Genomic DNA, 15,782 nt, shown 5'->3' with positions numbered 1-15,782 from the left:
GGGGTGCAGTGTGTGACATGTCAGTCAACGAAGGAGATGTCATGACCGCTTTGTCACCACACGCCACCGCCGCCCGTCTCTCCCTGACGGACGCTTGGCGATCCTCCCACCCGGCCGTCCGGACGAACAGCGTCATCCCGATCATCATCGTGGTCGCGATCGTCGTGCTCCTCGCACTCGGCGCGACCGTGGTCATCGGTGCGGTCGCGCTGTGCGCCGCGAACGGCGGGGTCCTCGACTCGGTCGTCAACCTGTCCTCGTGGGAGGTGCGGGTCACATGCCACAAGCTGTAGCAGCCAAGCGTGCAGGGCTGTACGCGGCGCTCGGGGGCCTCCTCGGTCTCGTCCTCGGCGCTGTCGTCGACGGCGCGATCTGGTTGTGGGCGTTCGCGTCCGCTCTGAACGGCGACGGGCCGACGTCCTTCGGACCGATCGTCGAGGTCTCCGGATCGGCGGATGCGGTCACCGCGGTCGGTGGACCGGGACTGCTCATCCTGCCACTCGGGTTCGCGCTCCTCGGCGCCGTCGGAGCAGGGCTGGCCGCCCGACGACGCGGTGCCCGACGCACTGTCGCTCCGCTCGGGTAGGTGCTCGCAGCACGGTCCGATGCCTGGGTCGCGGCAGTGACCGCCGCGACCCAGGCCTCCTGGCGGTTGGTCGTCGCCGTGTCCGGTGTCGTCCTCCTGCCAGCGACCACGATCTCCATCATCTCCGCGGCGTCCTTCGGCAGCGGGACGGTCATCCCGTTGGTGCTGTCGTTCATGCTGTTCGCGTTGTCGCCCTTCATCCACGAGCTCGCACACGCCGCGGCGCACGTCGCTCTCGCTGACCGGGAGCGGTCGATCGTCGCGGGCGTCGGCCGGTGGGGTTCCGGGCAGATCATCCGGTGGACCCTGCCCCGGACCGACAACGGCCTCGTCGCGATCGCCGGGCCGCTCGCGGCGACGGCATCCGGGTTCTTCGTCCTCGCGCTGCCCCTGCCCTACCTCATCGCCTATCCGATCGCAGCACTGTTCCTGGTGCACCTCCTGAGCCTCACCCGCAGCGCTCCAGACGGGCACCAACTCCGTACCGCACTGCAAGGAGCTCCCGATGCTTGACCTCCAGGCCGTCTCGAAGTCGTACGGGCGGCACGCCGTGCTCAGGGACGTCTCCGGCACTGTGAACGCCGGCGAGGTGGTCGCGCTCGCCGGTCCGAACGGTGCAGGGAAGAGCACGCTCATCCACATCGTCACCGGCTTGACCAGGCCGTCCGCTGGCGTGGTCCTCGTCGGCGGCGTGCCCGTGTCGGCCGGTGGGCACACGGGCATCGGGTTCTGTCCTGACGACTTGCCGATGCCCGAGCTGCTGACCGGACACGAGTACCTGGACTTCGCAGAGGCCCTGCACGGATCCCGCGTGGGTCGACGGCACCGTGAACGACTCCTGGAGTGCTTGCACCTCGAGGACGCTGCGGCTCGCCTCGTGTCCACGTTCAGCCACGGGATGAAGCGGAAGCTCCAACTGCTCGCGGCGCTCCTGCGGGCCCCGAGCCTGCTGGTCCTCGATGAACCGCTGCGCGGTCTGGATCCGGAGTCAGCCGCGCTCCTGCGAGCGTTGATCGGCGAGTTCGCACGCCAAGGAGGCGCGGTCCTGCTCTCGACCCACGACCTGGCCTCTGCAGAGTCGATCGCCTCCCGGATGCTGATCCTCCAGCAGGGCCGGCTCCGGATGGACGAGCGCGTCGACGCCATGACACAGCACGGCAGATCGGTCGAGGACGTGTTCCTCGAGATGACCGGGATCCAGGAGTCCGTTGCCCGGTCGAGCAGGCTCTTCATCGACACGCTCGCCCGCGCGGAGCGGTCGCGGCGATGAAGGCGACCGTCGCGGTCGCGCGTACGACCGTCCTGGTCCTGCGGCGACACCTGGTGCAGAGCGTCGGCGGGCGACTGGCGGCCTGGTTGCTGGCGTCGTTGCTGGGCATCGCCGTGGTTTCGTACAACTTCTTCGCCTACGAATTCCTCACCCGGTTCCTGCCCGCGGACCTGCCGACGTCCTCCCTGATCAGCGGTGACGTCCTGGTCGACGCGTTCACCGCGGCACAGGTCACCACGGCGGGCGGCATCGCGGTCCTCGTCCTCATCGTGGCACCTGGCCACTCGGAGCTCCGGACCGCCGCGCAGGTGCTCTCGGCGAGACGGTTCCATGCACGGGTCGGGGAGTCGCTGCCGTTCACGCTCCTCGTCGTCCTCGCATCGCTGCTGCTCGCCATCGGACCGGCCGCGTACCTGACGTCCCTGGTCGGCAAGGGCACACTGTCGTTCGCCATCCTGCTCGGGGTGAACGCGGCCACCGCCGTCGCGGTGGTGCTCGTCGGTGAACTGGTGCGGCTGCTCTGCACGGGCGCCCGGCTCGCCGCCGCGACGTCGCAACTCGGGGTGGTGCTCGCGGCCGTCACCCTGGTGGCCCTCGCCGTGTACGACTCGACCGCGTCTGCCCGCGAGAACCGCACGCCGTCCACAGCGTCCTGGGTCGACGCGGTCACCGGCGGCCACGGTGTCGATGGGTCCGCAGCTGCGACGGCGTTCGCGGGCCTCTCCGTCGCGGTCCTGACGGCGAGCGTCCTCGGCACCCGGTTCGCGCAACCGACAGAACCGATCAGTCAGCCGCACCGGCTCGTCACGCTGCGGCACGCGCTGCCGACGCACGTGGGGTGGCTCGGCCGGGAAACCGCGATGGCCCTCAGGCAGCCCCTCGCGCAGATCTCCGGGACTGTGTCGTTGGCGGCGATCGTCCTCCTGGGCATCGCGGTACGCGGAGGGGCGCTGCCGCTCGCGACCGCCGTCGTCGCTGCCGGCATGGTCGCTGCCGCACCGCTGGAACTGGCATGGGCACGGGTCGCGCGGTGGGCGTGGATGTACCGGAGTACCGGGATCAGCGCGACGCACATCGTCGCGACCCAGCTCGGGGCCGGCGCGCTGCCGGCGCTGCTGCTCTCGGCCGTCTTCTACACGGCGGTCGGGGCGCCTCCGACGGCAGCGGTGCTCGTGCACCACCTCGCGGTCCTGGCAGCGGCCACCGCGATCGCGTACCTCGCCGGGGTCCTCGTCCCCGCCGACAGCACTGTGCCGGCCGCCGTCGTGGTGACGTCGACGGTCGCCGTCACGGCGGAATCCGTCCTCATCTGGGTCGGCGGGCAAGGGGACGGCGCAGGGCCGTGGTTGCCTTCCCTGCTCTTCTCCGGAGCCGCACTCCTCGCTGCCGTCGCCGCAGTGCTGCGCGTCGCTCGTCGGCTCGACGCCGACGGATGACAGCGGTCCTGCACCCCGCTGGCGGAGCGACACGGTGCCCGTGTCAGCGGGTGTCTGATCCCGGCGGCGGCCCCGTCGTGTCCCCCACCCGCAACTCCGACGTGAACGACGCCGGCTGCGGCTCCGCGCCTTCGAGCATGGCCAGGGCGGCACGGGCTGCGGCTTGGCCCTTCTGCACGAACGGCTGCACCAGGGTGGTCAGGTGCCGGATGGGCGTGCGGTGGAGCAGGCTGTCGTCCACCGTGATGCCGTCGAAGCCGACGACGCTGACGTCCTCGGGGACACGGAGTCCGGCGTCGAGTGCGGCCGAGATCACCCCGACGGCGATCAGGTCACTCTGCGCGATGACTGCGGTGGGGCGGGGGCCGTCCGGCGCGAAGAGCTCGGTGCCGGCGAGACGTCCCTCTTCCACCGAGCTGCCGGCGGTCTCGATCGCGACGGCGTCCGGGTAGACCTGGCGCACACCACGCAGGCGTTCGAGCGTGGTGAAGGCGATGCCCTCGGCCTGCCGGGCTGCGTCGATCGGGCCACGGCGGCGTGCGGCGTCGAGGGGCAGGGTCACGACGGTCACGTCCTGGTGGCCGAGCCCCTGCAGGTACTCCGCAGCACGGCGTGAGGCATCGCGGTTGTCGAGCTGGACGGGGACAGCGCCCTCGATCTCGTCCGCCTCGATCGCGACGACGGGGATCTGCCGACGGCGCAGCACCGCGACGGCGGGGTCGATCCGGACGTTGCACCCGACGAGCACGACGGCGTCCATCGGGGCATCCACCAGCGGGCCGGCGCCCTGCTCGTCGTCGAGCGGACTCCGGACGAGCAACAGAGAGGCACCGGCGGCACCGGCGACCTCGGCGATGCCGTCGAGCGTCAGGACGTTGACCGGGTCACGGAAGGCATCGCTCAGGCGCTCGTCCATCACGACGCCGATGACGCCGGAGCGACCGCGGCGCAGCGAACGGGCACGGGGATCGGGGCCGCCGTAACCGAGGTCGGCGGCGGCGGCGAGCACGCGGGCCTTGGCGTCCTCGGACACCGGGCCGAGACCGCTGAAGGCGAGCGAGGCCGTCGACGGCGCGACCCCGGCAGCACGGGCGACCGCTGCCAGCGTCGGGCGCGACGGACGGGTGGCGCCGCCGCGGGAAGGCGACGCGCCGGGTCCTGTTGCCGGTTCGTCCATCGCCCGTTAGCGTAGCCGGAACGAGCAGTCGAATCGATTCGACAGCTGTAAGACCAGCACCGACACGCACCAGAACGCGCAGCACCCCGCGCGCCGCAGCACGATGGGAACCACCATGACGACGCCGTCCACCCGCACCGTCCCGACCACCAAGGCCTGGATCATCGCGGTGTTCGTGGTGTTCACCCTGTCCGGGCTCGACATCGCGACGTGGCTGGGGCGGATCCCGAGCGTCCGGGACTCCCTGGGGGCGAGCACGTTCGAGATGGGTCTGCTCGTGCTCGGCATGGCCGTCGGCTCCATCGGCGGTCTGACGTTCGCCGGGCACATCGTCGCGAAGCTCGGTGCGAGGCGGGGCGTGCAGGTGGCCGCGGCGTGCCTGGCGGTCGGGATGATCTTCGCCGGGGTCGCGGTCACGCTCGGGTGGGGCTTCGCCGCCATCTGGATCGCGCTCATCGCGTTCGGATTCGGCAACGGCCTGTGCGACGTGTCGATGAACGTCTCCGGTGCCGCCGCAGAGAAGGCCGGCGGACGCACGATCATGCCGCTGTTCCACGCCGCGTTCAGCCTCGGCACGCTCGCTGGTGCAGGCCTCGGTGCGCTGGCCGAGCGGTTCGAGATCCCGGTGTCGTGGCACTTCATCGTGCTCGTCGTCATCACGAGCGCCGCCATGCTCGTCGCCGTCACGAAGTTCCAGGACGAGCACCGCTTCGAGCAGCCGGTGTCCACCGACACCAGCCCGGTCGCGACCCCGCTCACCCGCTGGCAGGTCTGGGCACAGCCCTCGACGCTGCTCATCGGCGTGATCGTGCTCGGCATGGCGCTGGCCGAGGGGTCCGCGAACGACTGGCTGCCCCTCGCGATGATCGACGGCCACGGGCTCGATAACGCTGGCGGTGCTGCCGTGCTGACGGTGTTCCTCGCCGCGATGACCGCCGGCCGCGTCGCCGGCAGCCCGCTGATCGACAAGTTCGGCCGCGTGCCGATCCTGCGCATCAGCGCCGCTGTCGCGGTGGTCGGCCTCGGCATGCTCATCTTCATCGACAACGTGCCGCTCGCGATCGTCGGCGTCGTGCTCTGGGGCCTCGGCGCCAGCCTCGGCTTCCCGATGGGCATGTCCGCCGCGGCCGACGACCCCCGCACCGCGGCCGCCAAGGTCAGCGCGGTCGCGACGATCGGCTACGTGGCGTTCCTGGCCGGGCCGCCGCTGATCGGGTTCCTCGGTGAGGAGATCGGCCTGCTCGGCGCGCTGCTGATCGTCTTCGTGTTCATCATCGCGGCAGGCCTGGCCTCGGGTGCGGCCCGCGAGACCGGCGCCGCCGCCCGGCCCGCCCGCGGGACCGACAAGACGAGCGGGACCACGAAGAGCGAGACCGAGAAGGCCAGCCAGACCGACAAGACGAGCGAGACCAGCCGCAGCTGACGCACCCCGGCCTCAGCCGCCGTCCCCCGCCCGCGCCCGCGTCGCCAGGTGCAGGGCGAGCCGGGTCTCCGGGTCGGACAGGTCCACCCCGAGCAGCCGCTCCACCCGCGCGATGCGGTCGGACACGGTGTTGCGGTGGACCCCGAGCACCGCGGCGGTCTCGGCGATCGACGACTCCGCGTCCAGGTAGGCGGCGAGCGTCGTCAGGAGCGCGCCGCCACCGCGCTCGAGCGGTGCGAGCAACTGCCGTGAGGCCGGCAGGAACGTGTCCGTCTGCGTCCACGCGAGCAGCAGCTGCGCGAGCCCGAGCCGGTCGACGTGCACGAAGTGCCCGGACTCCGGACGGCTCGAGGCCAGACGGGCGGCGTCGCCCGCCTCGCCGAGCGTCCGGACCAGCCCGGCAGGGCCCGCCTGCAGACTGCCGACGCCCACGTTGGTCTCCACGGTGGTGCGGAGCGTGTTCTGCGCGCGCCGCAGCCGACCGGCGATGTCGGCCACTGCCTCCCGGCCGGGTTCGTCGGGTTCCGACAGCCACAGCACCCAGCCGTCCGCCTGTTCGACGACGACCGCGTCGAGTCCCTCGGCGCGCACCGCGGCGTCGACCTGCTGGCGGAGCGCGACCAGGTCGACGCCCTGCCGCGCGACCACGCGCGCGCCGACGTGCCAGGCGTCCAGCCGCCACCCGGCGGCGATCGTCCGCTGCACGAGCTGCGGGGCGGGCGCCCCGTCGGCCGCGCGGAGTTCGTCGAGCATCGCCATTCGGTAGCGGGCGTCGCGCTCGTCGTCGAGCCGGGTGAGCAGCAGCCGGTGCCCGACGGCGACGGCGGCCACCTGCAGGGCACTCGCGACCACCTGCTGTTCGGCGGTGATCGGGACGGACAGGCCGACGGCCAGCCAGGCGCGCGGTCCGATGCCGGTGCCGACCGGGATCGCCACGAGCGTCTCGTCGACGCCCTCGGCGGTCAGCACGTCGCTGTTGCCGGCGCGGCGGCCGTGACCGTCGTGGTCGGGCCGACGAAGACCGACAGCTGGTCGATGCGCGGGACCGCGCGGCCGACCAGGTCCGCGTCGACGAGCGGCAGTCCGGCGGCGTGTGCGGTGAGGGCAGCGGCCGGTCCGGTCACGCCGCCGATCTGCGCGGCGACGACGGCGTCGGCACGGGTGTCGGTCCAGCGTTCGACCGCCGCGAGCGCGGCCGGCAGCTCCTCGCCGCTCGGCATCTTCTCCTCGAGCACGGTCGTCGACCCGATCAGCCCGACCGCCACCACCGATCGGATCGCGGGATCGTCGAGGTCGACGACCGGCACGCTGCGGTCGCCGAGCGCGAAGCGGAGCGCGCTGACCATGTGGTCGACGCGGCCGCCACCGCCGCAGCCGAGCAGGGCGGTACCGCGTCCGAAGACGGTCGCGTCGTCGGCCTGGAGGCCCGCCACACCGCCGCCCCGCCGCTCACCCTGGTCCATGGGTCCATTCTGCTGCCGTGGTCGCGTCTCGGGGCCGGGGCCGGCCGCCGGGGTCGGCGCGCGGCCCGTTCGTCAGCCGACCGCCGGGGCAGCCGGGCGGACGTGCTCGTGCAGGTCCTCGACCGGGACGAACGGTTCGTCGAGCCCGAAGCACGACGGCCCGAACACGGCGAGCGCCTCCGGGGTCCGCATCAGGTCGGGCGTCGAGATGCCGATCACCCGGACGCGCTGCCCGAACCGCAGGCGCTCGGTGGTGATCGGCTCGGCGGTCTCGGCGTCGAGGACGCAGATCAGGTCGGGCACGACGGCGACGAGCTGACCGTCCCGCCGGGCGACCAGGTTCTCGTTCTGGAACCGGAGTTCGAGCTCGGACCCGTCGGTCCCCTGCACGGTGGCACGACCGCGGGCGAACCCGTCGACCGTGCGGCGTTCGACGTCGACGACCTTGCCGTCGAACAGCTCGCGCAGGTGCGTGTAGATCGTCGTGCCGAGGGCCTCGGCGAGCGCGTCGATGGGGTCGCGGTGGGCTTCACGGGCAACTCGGATGGCCCGACCGACGGCGAGCGCCAGGGAGAGCGTGCGTGGGACGGCGGTCTCCTGCACCTGGCGGCCGGACATGGCGTACTCGGCGATGTAGGCGACGCCGCCGAGCCGGATGGTGACCCCGCGGGCGAGCCACTCCATCTTCTTGTTGTCCGTGCCGGTCTCGATGATGACGCCGTGACCGTTCTCGTCACTGATCGCCAGTGGACTACCGGGTACCCCGTAGACCGAGAACGTCTCCATCTGCAGCTCGGGGAACGCGCGGCCCATGCCGTCCGCGTCGACCACGGGCAAGCCGCCGGTGGCACCGACGAGCAGCGGGATCATCGAGTTGATGCCACCGCACTCGATGGGCATCGTCGCGGTCGCCGTCCGGCCCAGGTGGGCCTCGAGCCGACGGAGGGCGCCGAGGGGTTCCGGTCCGGCGGGGATGCGTTCGAGCACCACTGTCGGTGCGCCCATCTGCGCGGTGGGGATGACGAGGGCGTCGTCGGGCACCTCGGACGGGTCGAGGATCGTGACGGGGCCGTGCTGTTCGATCGCGGCACGGACCAGGAGCATCCCGATGGTGGGGTCGCCTCCGCCGCCGGTGCCGAGCAGCGCGGCACCGCGGGCCAGGTCGGGCAGGTCGTCGACGTCGAGGATCCAGCTCATCGGTGCGCTCCCGTGTTCGTCTCGCCCGCGCTCGTGGTGCCGTCGTGGCGGACCGCGGGGGTGTCGTAGCCGAAGTACCGCGGGCCGGCCAGGCGCAGGCCGTCCGGGGAGTGCCAGCGCTCGTCGGCCGGTGCCGTGACGATCCGGATGCGGGCGCCGAACCGCAGGGCCTCGGTGGTGATCGGCTCGCCGGTCTCGGCGTCCAACGTGATGATGAGGTCGGGAGCCGTGGTGCGGACCTGGCCGGCCACCTCGACCAGCAGGTGCTCGTTCTGGAACCGGAGCACCGCCTCCAGGCCGGTGTCGCTGCCGGAACCGGCGATGCGGGCCGTGCCGCGGGCGAACCCGGTGACGGTCTTGCGCTCGATGTCGGCGACCTTGCCCTCGAACACGACCGTGCCGCCGAGCACCTCGGTGACCGCCGTGACGGGGTCGGCGTTCTCGCTGCGTGCACGGACCAGCGTCTCGCCGAGCCGGACGCTCAGCGACAGGCTGCCGCGGACGAACGACTCCTTCACCTGCGCGCCGGACATGGCGTACTGCGCCGTGATCGCGGAGCAGCCCATCTCGACCGTCGCCGTGCGGGCGAGCCGTTCCGCCCACCGGTTGTCGACCGTGTCGAAGACGACCGTGTTGCCCTTCTCGTCGGCCAGGGCCATCGGTGTCGCGCTGACCCCGGACAGGGTCGGCAGCACCATCTGCACCTCGGGGAAGGCGCGGCCCATGCCGTCGCCGTCGACCAGGGGCAGGCCGAGCTCGGCAGCGGCGACGATCGGGGTCGTCGAGTTCACGCCACCGACCTCGATGCAGGCCAGGTGGGTGGGGGTGACCCCGAGGAACGCCGACAGGCTGCGGATGGCCTCGGCGAACTGGCCGGCGGACGGCAGCTTCTCGACCATCACCGTGGGAGCGCCGATCATCGCGACCGAGAGCACCACGGCGTCGTCGGGCAGGTCCTCGACCTGGACGATCTCGACCGGGCCGTGGGCGCGGACGGCGGCCTCGGCGAGCAGGCGTCCGATGTAGGGGTCACCGCCGCCGCCGGTGCCGAGGATCGCGGCGCCGCGGGCGAGGGCGGAGCAGTCGGCGTCGATGGCGGTGAGGACGGGTGCTGTGGGCGCGGCTTGCGCGGCTGCGGCGGCGGCTTGCGCGGCTGCGGCGCGGGGCGCGGCTTGCGTGGCGCTCATCGGACCAGCGCCCCGAGTGCCAGGTCGCCGACGGCCTTGGCGCGGATCCGTGTCGCGTTGCCCGGCAGGTACGGGATCGGGACCTCGTCGAAGTCGACGATGTCCACCGAGCCGGGGTCGGCGCCGGCCGCGATGGCACGGTCGACTGCCTCTTGCCGGGCCTCGTCGACCACGGCGGACCGGCGGCCGTCGCTGATCGCGTAGACCTTGTCGACCTCGCCGCTCACCTGCGCGATCGCCGCGCCGATGGCGTTGGCGACCGAGTAGTGCTCCGGGCGGTGCACGGTGCCGAGTCCGGACAGGGTGTCCGGCAGCAGCACCGAGCCGCCGCCGACCGCCACGACGGGCAGCGGGTCGGACGAGGTGCGCATCCGCTCGACGATGTCGGCGACGCGCTCCGCGATGACGTCGAGCGCGCGGGCGGCGACCTCGGCCGGCACCCCGGCGACGAGCGACGGGTCCCCGATCGCGCCGCGGCCACCGCGGACGGCCACGTCGGTGGCGGTCAGGGTGGTACCGCCGAAGACCAGGCCCTCCTCGGTCAGGCGGTACCCGACGGAGTCCGGGCCGACGACGCTGCCGTCCTCGCGGATGCGGGAGCCGCCGCCGATGCCGACGGACAGGACGTCGGGCATCCGGAAGTTCGTGCGGATGCCGGCGACGGCGACCTCGCCCGTGGCCTCACGCGGGAAACCCGCGGTCAGGACGCCGACGTCGCTCGTCGTGCCGCCGACGTCGACGACCGCGCAGGTGTCGAAGCCCGACAGCACCGCTGCGCCACGCATCGAGTTCGTCGGGCCCGAGGCGAACGTCGCGACTGGGTAGCGACGGGCGTACTCGACGTCCATCAGGGTGCCGTCGTTCTGGCTCAGGAAGAGCGGTGCGTCGATGCCGCTGCCCGTGATCGACCCGGACAGCCCGTCGACGATGCGGTCGGCGAGCTCACGGAGCGCCGCGTTGATGATCGTCGCGTTCTCGCGCTCGAGCAGGCCGATGCGACCGATCTCGGACGACAGCGAGAACGCCACGTCCGGCCCGAGCTCGGCAGCCATGATCTCCTGCGCGCGCTGCTCGAACTCGTCGTTGATCGGGGAGAACACCGACGAGATCGCGACGGAACGGATGCCCGCGGCTGCGATGGCGCCGGCGTGCCGCTTGAGTTCCTCGGGGTCGAGCTCCGAGATGACGCGGCCGTCGAACTCGTGGCCGCCATGGGCCAGGAACGGCTGCGCGTGCACGGCCGACACCAGGTGCCCGGGCCAGTCCGTGAACGGGGGCAGTGACGCCGTCGCAGGCAGGCCCAGTCGGACCGCGGCGGTCGGGGCGAGGCCGCGCGCCTCGACCAGGGCGTTGATGAAGTGGGTGGTGCCGATCATCACGCCGTCGATGTCCGTGGGGCCGAAGGCGTGCTGCTCACGCAGGCCGTCGAGTGCGGCGACGATGCCCGAGGTGACGTCGGGGGTGGTGGACCGCTTGACCGCCGCACGGACGGTGCTGCCGTCCATCAGGACGGCGTCCGTGTTGGTGCCGCCGACGTCGATGCCGATGCGCATGGGGTTCCCTTCGGTGGTGCGGGTGCGGTGTGCGGTGGTGCGGGCGTGGGGTGGTGCTGGGTCGCGGGGTGGTGCTTGTTCGTGGGGACCGGCCGCGCCGTCGCGCGGATCAGGGGTGCGGCGACGCGACCGGCCGTTCGGGGAGCGCTCGGGTCAGGCGGCCGGGGTGGCCGGTGCGGCGGGCGCTGCGGCGACCGGGGCGGTCGATGCAGCCGGCGCGGCCTCGGTCCGACTGACACCGACGCCGCGGATCAGCCCGACCTTGCCGGCGACCACGTAGAGCACGAAGGCGATGACCACGGAGTTGATCGACGGGATGCCGACGGCGACGAAGTACCCGATGAGCGAGGCGATCGCCCAGATGACCAGGGTGGCCGGCACCCAGGTGGGCGAGGTCGCCGGGATGTTCTCGGCGTCGCTCAGCTCGCGGCGCCAGCGCTTCACGACGAAGTACTCCGCCACCATGATCCCGGCGATGGGCGGGAAGACGACCCCGAGCACCGACAGGAACGGTGTCAGGGCCCCGAGGAACCCGACCGCGGCGAGCACCGAGCCGACGACGCCCATCACGAGCGTCACGAGCCCGCGGTTCACCTGCTTGCCGAACACCGCGTCGATGAAGTTCGTGACGCCGAGGCTCGAGCTGTAGATGTTCCAGTCGTTGATCTTGAACGTGCCGAGCAGGATCACGAGGATGCCGACCCAGCCGACGCTCGACGTGATCACGCGGGTGATGTCCGCGGAGCCGACGGCGTGGGCGAGCAGGACACCGGCCAGGCCGATGACGTACTCACCGAGGGTCACGCCGAGCAGCGTCTGCTTCACGACGTCGCCGACCGACCGGTTGAAGCGGGTCATGTCCGGCGTGATCACCGCACCGACGATGAACCCGCCGGCCACCAGGGTGGTCCCGGCCACGAAGCTCAGCTCCGGACCGGCCGGGGCACGCGCGGCGAGCTCGGCGATCGAGTGCCGGCTCAGCTCGACGATGACCGCCCAGCCGACGAGCACCAGGAACAGCGGCACGGTCACGTTCGCCAGCCACTGCATCGAGTGGAACCCGCGCAGGACGATCGCGGTGACGAGCAGCCCGAACACGAGCGACCACGCCCAGGCGGGCAGGATCGGCAGGATCGAGACCAGGCCGGCCGCCGAGACGCCCGACTGGATGCCGAACCAGCCGATCAGGCTCAGCCCGATCGCCAGCCCGACCAGCGCGGAGCCGGCCTTGCCGAACCCCGTCCAGCGGGCGATGACCGAGGTGTTCAGGCCCTCCTTGACGCCGACGACGCCGACGAGCACCGAGACGATCTCCAGGATCACGGCGCCCAGGGTGATCGCCCAGAAGGCGTCCCAGAAGCTCATGCCGAAGCCGAGCGTCGCACCGAGCAGGAACTGGGACAGGGCCGAGATCTGCCCGAAGCGCTGCACGGCGACCTGGAACCAGCCGTAGCGTGCGGACATCGGGACTCGGCTGAGCGAGTAGTCGTCGACGGCGACCGACTCGGAACGGGGGGTTCGTGGTGCTGACACTGCGGTCTCGCTGGCCATCGTGGCTCCTCGGGGAGGGGTGTCGGCGTGGGCCGATCGGGGTGTCAGCCACGGTAGGACGGCATCGGTTTGCGGTACATGTGCAGAACGTCGTTACGGGCATGTGAATCCGTGCACGGTGCACGGGCCGCGCGCCTCGTCCGGTCGACGACACCACGCCGGTTAGGCTTCCGGGGTGCGTCTCGTCATCGCCCGGTGCTCCGTCGACTACGCGGGCCGGCTCTCAGCCCACCTGCCGCTCGCGACCCGCCTGCTCATGCTCAAGGCGGACGGCTCCCTGCTCGTGCACTCCGACGGCGGCAGCTACAAGCCACTGAACTGGATGAGCCCGCCCTGCTCGATCGAGATCACCGAGCCGGACGACGAGCAGTCGAGCGCCGGCATCACGCAGGTGTGGACGGTCACTCAGAAGAAGACGCAGGACAAGCTCATCGTCTCGCTGTACGAGGTCGTGTCCGACGAGACCCACGACCTGGGCGTCGACCCGGGCCTGGTGAAGGACGGGGTCGAGGCGCACCTGCAGCAGCTCCTGGCCGAGCAGATCGAGCTCCTCGGTGACGGCCACACCCTGGTCCGCCGCGAGTACATGACGGCGATCGGCCCGGTCGACATTCTGGCCCGCGACGACGCGGGAGCGAGCGTCGCGGTCGAGATGAAGCGCAACGCCAACATCGACGCGGTCGAGCAGCTCACCCGGTACCTCGAGCTCATGAACCGCGACCCGCACCTGCGTCCGGTGCAGGGCGTGCTGGCGGCACAGACGGTGGCACCGCAGGCACGGACCCTCGCCGAGGACCGCGGTATCCGCGTCCTCGTGCTCGACTACGACGCGATGCGCGGCATCGAGGGCGGCCACACCCGCCTGTTCTGATCCGCGTCGGACCGTCCGGCCTGGAGGCACGGCACACCCCCGCCCCGCCGCCGACGGATCCCGGATGGTCGCCGCCACGGCCCGGCTAGGGTGGACAGGACATGACCAGCCCGTTCTCCGCCATCCTGTTCGACCTCGACGGCACCATCAGCGACTCCGCGCCGGGCATCCTCGAGAGCCTGACACACACCTTCCGCACCGTCGGCGTCCCGGTGCCGGACCACGACACCCTGATGTCGTTCGTGGGCCCGCCGATCATGGACACGTTCCGGGTCGCGATGGGCATGGACGAGGAGCTCGCCGACCGCACCCTCGCCGTCTACCGCGAGCACTACTTCTCGCACGGGGCGCTCGACTCCGAGATGTTCCCGGACATCGACGTCGTGCTGCGCACCCTGCACCAGGCGGGGCTGCCGATCTCGACGGCGACGAGCAAGCCGGAGACCCCGGCGACCTACATCCTCGAGCACTACGGGCTCACCGGGGACATCGACATCATCACGGGCGCGAGCGACGACGAGGTGCGGTCGAGCAAGGCCGACGTCGTCGAAGAGGCACTGCGACGACTCGAGGCCCACGGCTTCGACACCAGCCGCCCGGTGCTGATCGGCGACCGGAAGCACGACGTCGAGGGCGCGACCGTGCACGGCGTCCCGGTCGTCTTCGCCGAGTGGGGCTACGGCTCCCCCGACGAGGCCGAGGGCACCATCGCCCGCGCCGCCACCCCGCTCGACCTGCTGCCGATCCTGCTGCCGTCCGCGACGCCGTCCGCATGAGCGGCGACGTCGTCCGGCGGGGGCTCCGCGGTGCCGCCTGGCTTCTGCCGGCGGCCATCGTCCTGATCGCACTGAACTTCCGCGGCCCGATCGTCGCGACCGCCCCGGTCATCAGCGACGTCCGCGCCGACCTCGGCCTGACCGCGACGATCGCCGGGCTGCTGACGACGATCCCGGTGCTGTGCTTCGCCCTCGCGACGCCGTTCGCCAGCTGGGTCATCGCGAAGGCGGACCCCGAGCGCGCGGTCTCGCTGTCGCTCGTCATCGTGCTCGCCGGCACCGTCGTGCGCTCGATGCCCTCGTCGGCGGCGCTGCTGATCGGCACCGCGGTCATCGGCATCGGCATCACGATCGGCAACGTGGTGATCCCGGTGGTCATCCGGCGGGACACCTCGCCGGAACGCGTCGGCCTGGTCACCGGCGTGTACACGTCGGCGCTCAACGTCGGGTCGATGATCACGTCGCTCGGCACCGCTCCCCTGGCCGCCCTGTGGGGCTGGCCGGTCGCGATCGCGATCTGGGCGGTCTTCGCACTCATCGCCGCCGCCGCCTGGACCTACGCGGTCGGCGCTCGGGCCGCCTGGCGCCGCCCGCTGCCGTCCGAGCGGGACGAACCGCTGCCCGTCACCGGCCCCATCGACCAGGTGCTCGACACCGGGGCGATCCGGACCGCCCGCGCCGCCGAGGCCGCACGGGTCGCCGCCGCCGAGCCCATCCGACCGGCACGACGGCTCATCACCTGGGGCCTGACGCTCGCCTTCGGCGGTCAGGCGTTCTCGTACTACGCCCTCACCGCGTGGATCCCGACGCTGCTGCACGACGAGATCGGCTTCTCGAAGGCGTCGTCGGGCGCGAGCTCGTCGGTGTTCCAGATCCTGGCCGTCGTCGGGGCGCTCGGTGTCCCGCTGCTCGCGACCCGGTGGCGTCCGGCGGCGATCATCGCCCTGGTCGGCACGCTGTGGCTGGCGATGCCGCTCGGGCTGCTGTTCGCCCCGCAGCTCTGGTTGCTGTGGTCGGTGCTCGGCGGTGCGGCCCAGGGTGGCGGCATCACCGTGATCTTCATCGTGATCGTGCGGATCGTCTCGAGCGACGCCGACGCCCGCCGGATGTCCGCGTTCGTGCAGGGCGGCGGGTACCTGCTCGGGTCGGCCGGGCCGCTCGTCGCCGGTGCCCTGCACGGTGCGACGGGGACCTGGACGGCACCGCTGCTCGTCGTGCTCGTCGCGGTGCTCACCCTCGGCGTCGTCGGGACGTTCGCCGCGCGACGGGTGTCCTGACCGAGGACGTCGGCA

At 72.0% G+C, this 15,782-nt stretch carries 16 protein-coding genes; 9 read left to right on the top strand and 7 right to left on the bottom strand.

Features of this window, described 5'->3' with window-relative positions; all coding sequences use genetic code 11:
* Positions 1 to 41: 41 nt before the first annotated feature.
* Genes BIU89_RS17460 through BIU89_RS17440 form a run of 5 tightly spaced genes read left to right on the top strand, consistent with a single transcriptional unit; the run spans position 42 to position 3,292 of the window.
* A complete protein-coding gene (locus BIU89_RS17460) occupies positions 42 to 293 on the top strand; it encodes a hypothetical protein (protein ID WP_071248852.1) in 252 nt (83 codons plus the stop codon).
* Entirely contained in the window at positions 278 to 586 is a 309-nt protein-coding gene (locus tag BIU89_RS17455) for a hypothetical protein (RefSeq protein WP_071248849.1), read from the top strand. The genes BIU89_RS17460 and BIU89_RS17455 overlap by 16 nt, the downstream gene beginning before the upstream one ends.
* The gene (locus BIU89_RS17450; protein ID WP_071248848.1) at positions 587 to 1,099 is read left to right on the top strand and encodes a hypothetical protein; all 513 of its coding nucleotides are present in this window, start codon (positions 587 to 589) and stop codon (positions 1,097 to 1,099) included.
* Positions 1,092 to 1,856: an ABC transporter ATP-binding protein gene (locus BIU89_RS17445; RefSeq protein ID WP_071248845.1), complete on the top strand. Its 765-nt coding sequence runs from the start codon at positions 1,092 to 1,094 to the stop codon at positions 1,854 to 1,856. Before BIU89_RS17450 ends, BIU89_RS17445 begins: the two co-directional genes overlap by 8 nt.
* On the top strand, positions 1,853 to 3,292 hold the full coding sequence (locus BIU89_RS17440) for a hypothetical protein (RefSeq protein ID WP_071248842.1): 1,440 nt from the start codon (positions 1,853 to 1,855) through the stop codon (positions 3,290 to 3,292). Before BIU89_RS17445 ends, BIU89_RS17440 begins: the two co-directional genes overlap by 4 nt.
* A 43-nt stretch (positions 3,293 to 3,335) precedes the next feature.
* Here BIU89_RS17440 and BIU89_RS17435 read toward each other — a convergent pair whose 3' ends face one another.
* Positions 3,336 to 4,469, bottom strand: coding sequence for a substrate-binding domain-containing protein (locus BIU89_RS17435; RefSeq protein WP_071248839.1), 1,134 nt, complete (start codon positions 4,467 to 4,469; stop codon positions 3,336 to 3,338).
* Between the two features lie 115 nt (positions 4,470 to 4,584).
* Here BIU89_RS17435 and BIU89_RS17430 point away from each other — a divergent pair, with 115 nt between their 5' ends.
* Complete coding sequence (locus tag BIU89_RS17430) at positions 4,585 to 5,892, top strand: MFS transporter (protein WP_071248835.1); 1,308 nt, start codon at positions 4,585 to 4,587, stop codon at positions 5,890 to 5,892.
* A gap of 12 nt (positions 5,893 to 5,904) precedes the next feature.
* Here the strand turns inward: BIU89_RS17430 and BIU89_RS18825 are convergent, their stop codons facing one another.
* The 6 genes from BIU89_RS18825 to BIU89_RS17400 form a co-directional block, all read right to left on the bottom strand.
* Complete coding sequence (locus BIU89_RS18825; RefSeq protein WP_071248832.1) at positions 5,905 to 6,861, bottom strand: PucR family transcriptional regulator; 957 nt, start codon at positions 6,859 to 6,861, stop codon at positions 5,905 to 5,907.
* Positions 6,855 to 7,355: an S-methyl thiohydantoin desulfurase domain-containing protein gene (locus BIU89_RS17420; RefSeq protein WP_071248829.1), complete on the bottom strand. Its 501-nt coding sequence runs from the start codon at positions 7,353 to 7,355 to the stop codon at positions 6,855 to 6,857. The genes BIU89_RS18825 and BIU89_RS17420 overlap by 7 nt, the downstream gene beginning before the upstream one ends.
* Before the next feature lie 72 nt (positions 7,356 to 7,427).
* Positions 7,428 to 8,552 (bottom strand): DUF917 domain-containing protein, encoded by a 1,125-nt coding sequence (locus BIU89_RS17415; protein WP_071248827.1) that lies wholly within the window; start codon positions 8,550 to 8,552, stop codon positions 7,428 to 7,430.
* The gene (locus tag BIU89_RS17410) at positions 8,549 to 9,739 is read right to left on the bottom strand and encodes a DUF917 domain-containing protein (RefSeq protein ID WP_254791699.1); all 1,191 of its coding nucleotides are present in this window, start codon (positions 9,737 to 9,739) and stop codon (positions 8,549 to 8,551) included. The genes BIU89_RS17415 and BIU89_RS17410 overlap by 4 nt, the downstream gene beginning before the upstream one ends.
* On the bottom strand, positions 9,736 to 11,292 hold the full coding sequence (locus BIU89_RS17405) for a hydantoinase/oxoprolinase N-terminal domain-containing protein (protein WP_071248824.1): 1,557 nt from the start codon (positions 11,290 to 11,292) through the stop codon (positions 9,736 to 9,738). Before BIU89_RS17405 ends, BIU89_RS17410 begins: the two co-directional genes overlap by 4 nt.
* 153 nt (positions 11,293 to 11,445) lie before the next feature.
* The gene (locus tag BIU89_RS17400) at positions 11,446 to 12,843 is read right to left on the bottom strand and encodes a purine-cytosine permease family protein (RefSeq protein WP_071248821.1); all 1,398 of its coding nucleotides are present in this window, start codon (positions 12,841 to 12,843) and stop codon (positions 11,446 to 11,448) included.
* A 175-nt stretch (positions 12,844 to 13,018) separates the two neighbouring features.
* Here BIU89_RS17400 and nucS point away from each other — a divergent pair, with 175 nt between their 5' ends.
* The 3 genes from nucS to BIU89_RS17385 all read left to right on the top strand — a co-directional run bounded on the left by nucS (position 13,019) and on the right by BIU89_RS17385 (position 15,767).
* A complete protein-coding gene (nucS, locus tag BIU89_RS17395; RefSeq protein ID WP_027466993.1) occupies positions 13,019 to 13,714 on the top strand; it encodes an endonuclease NucS in 696 nt (231 codons plus the stop codon).
* 101 nt (positions 13,715 to 13,815) lie between these two features.
* Positions 13,816 to 14,490 carry an HAD hydrolase-like protein gene (locus BIU89_RS17390; RefSeq protein ID WP_027466992.1) on the top strand — a complete coding sequence of 225 codons (675 nt, stop codon included), beginning with the start codon at positions 13,816 to 13,818 and terminating at the stop codon, positions 14,488 to 14,490.
* On the top strand, positions 14,487 to 15,767 hold the full coding sequence (locus BIU89_RS17385; protein ID WP_071248818.1) for an MFS transporter: 1,281 nt from the start codon (positions 14,487 to 14,489) through the stop codon (positions 15,765 to 15,767). Before BIU89_RS17390 ends, BIU89_RS17385 begins: the two co-directional genes overlap by 4 nt.
* The last annotated feature ends 15 nt before the right edge of the window (positions 15,768 to 15,782 follow it).

It is taken from the genome of Curtobacterium sp. MCBA15_005 (assembly GCF_001864855.1).
In the GTDB taxonomy this organism is placed as follows: Bacteria; Actinomycetota; Actinomycetes; order Actinomycetales; family Microbacteriaceae; genus Curtobacterium; species Curtobacterium flaccumfaciens.
This window is presented reverse-complemented; position numbering and strand designations above follow the sequence as displayed.

Bases quoted from the DNA above. Each gene is read 5' to 3' on its own strand.
- BIU89_RS17460 (WP_071248852.1), top strand. From the start codon at position 42: ATGACCGCTTTGTCACCACACGCCACCGCCGCCCGTCTCTCCCTGACG.
- BIU89_RS17455 (WP_071248849.1), top strand. From the start codon at position 278: ATGCCACAAGCTGTAGCAGCCAAGCGTGCAGGGCTGTACGCGGCGCTC.
- BIU89_RS17445 (WP_071248845.1), top strand. From the start codon at position 1,092: ATGCTTGACCTCCAGGCCGTCTCGAAGTCGTACGGGCGGCACGCCGTG.
- BIU89_RS17440 (WP_071248842.1), top strand. From the start codon at position 1,853: ATGAAGGCGACCGTCGCGGTCGCGCGTACGACCGTCCTGGTCCTGCGG.
- BIU89_RS17435 (WP_071248839.1), bottom strand. From the start codon at position 4,469: ATGGACGAACCGGCAACAGGACCCGGCGCGTCGCCTTCCCGCGGCGGC.
- BIU89_RS17430 (WP_071248835.1), top strand. From the start codon at position 4,585: ATGACGACGCCGTCCACCCGCACCGTCCCGACCACCAAGGCCTGGATC.
- BIU89_RS17420 (WP_071248829.1), bottom strand. From the start codon at position 7,355: ATGGACCAGGGTGAGCGGCGGGGCGGCGGTGTGGCGGGCCTCCAGGCC.
- BIU89_RS17415 (WP_071248827.1), bottom strand. From the start codon at position 8,552: ATGAGCTGGATCCTCGACGTCGACGACCTGCCCGACCTGGCCCGCGGT.
- BIU89_RS17410 (WP_254791699.1), bottom strand. From the start codon at position 9,739: ATGAGCGCCACGCAAGCCGCGCCCCGCGCCGCAGCCGCGCAAGCCGCC.
- BIU89_RS17405 (WP_071248824.1), bottom strand. From the start codon at position 11,292: ATGCGCATCGGCATCGACGTCGGCGGCACCAACACGGACGCCGTCCTG.
- BIU89_RS17400 (WP_071248821.1), bottom strand. From the start codon at position 12,843: ATGGCCAGCGAGACCGCAGTGTCAGCACCACGAACCCCCCGTTCCGAG.
- BIU89_RS17390 (WP_027466992.1), top strand. From the start codon at position 13,816: ATGACCAGCCCGTTCTCCGCCATCCTGTTCGACCTCGACGGCACCATC.
- BIU89_RS17385 (WP_071248818.1), top strand. From the start codon at position 14,487: ATGAGCGGCGACGTCGTCCGGCGGGGGCTCCGCGGTGCCGCCTGGCTT.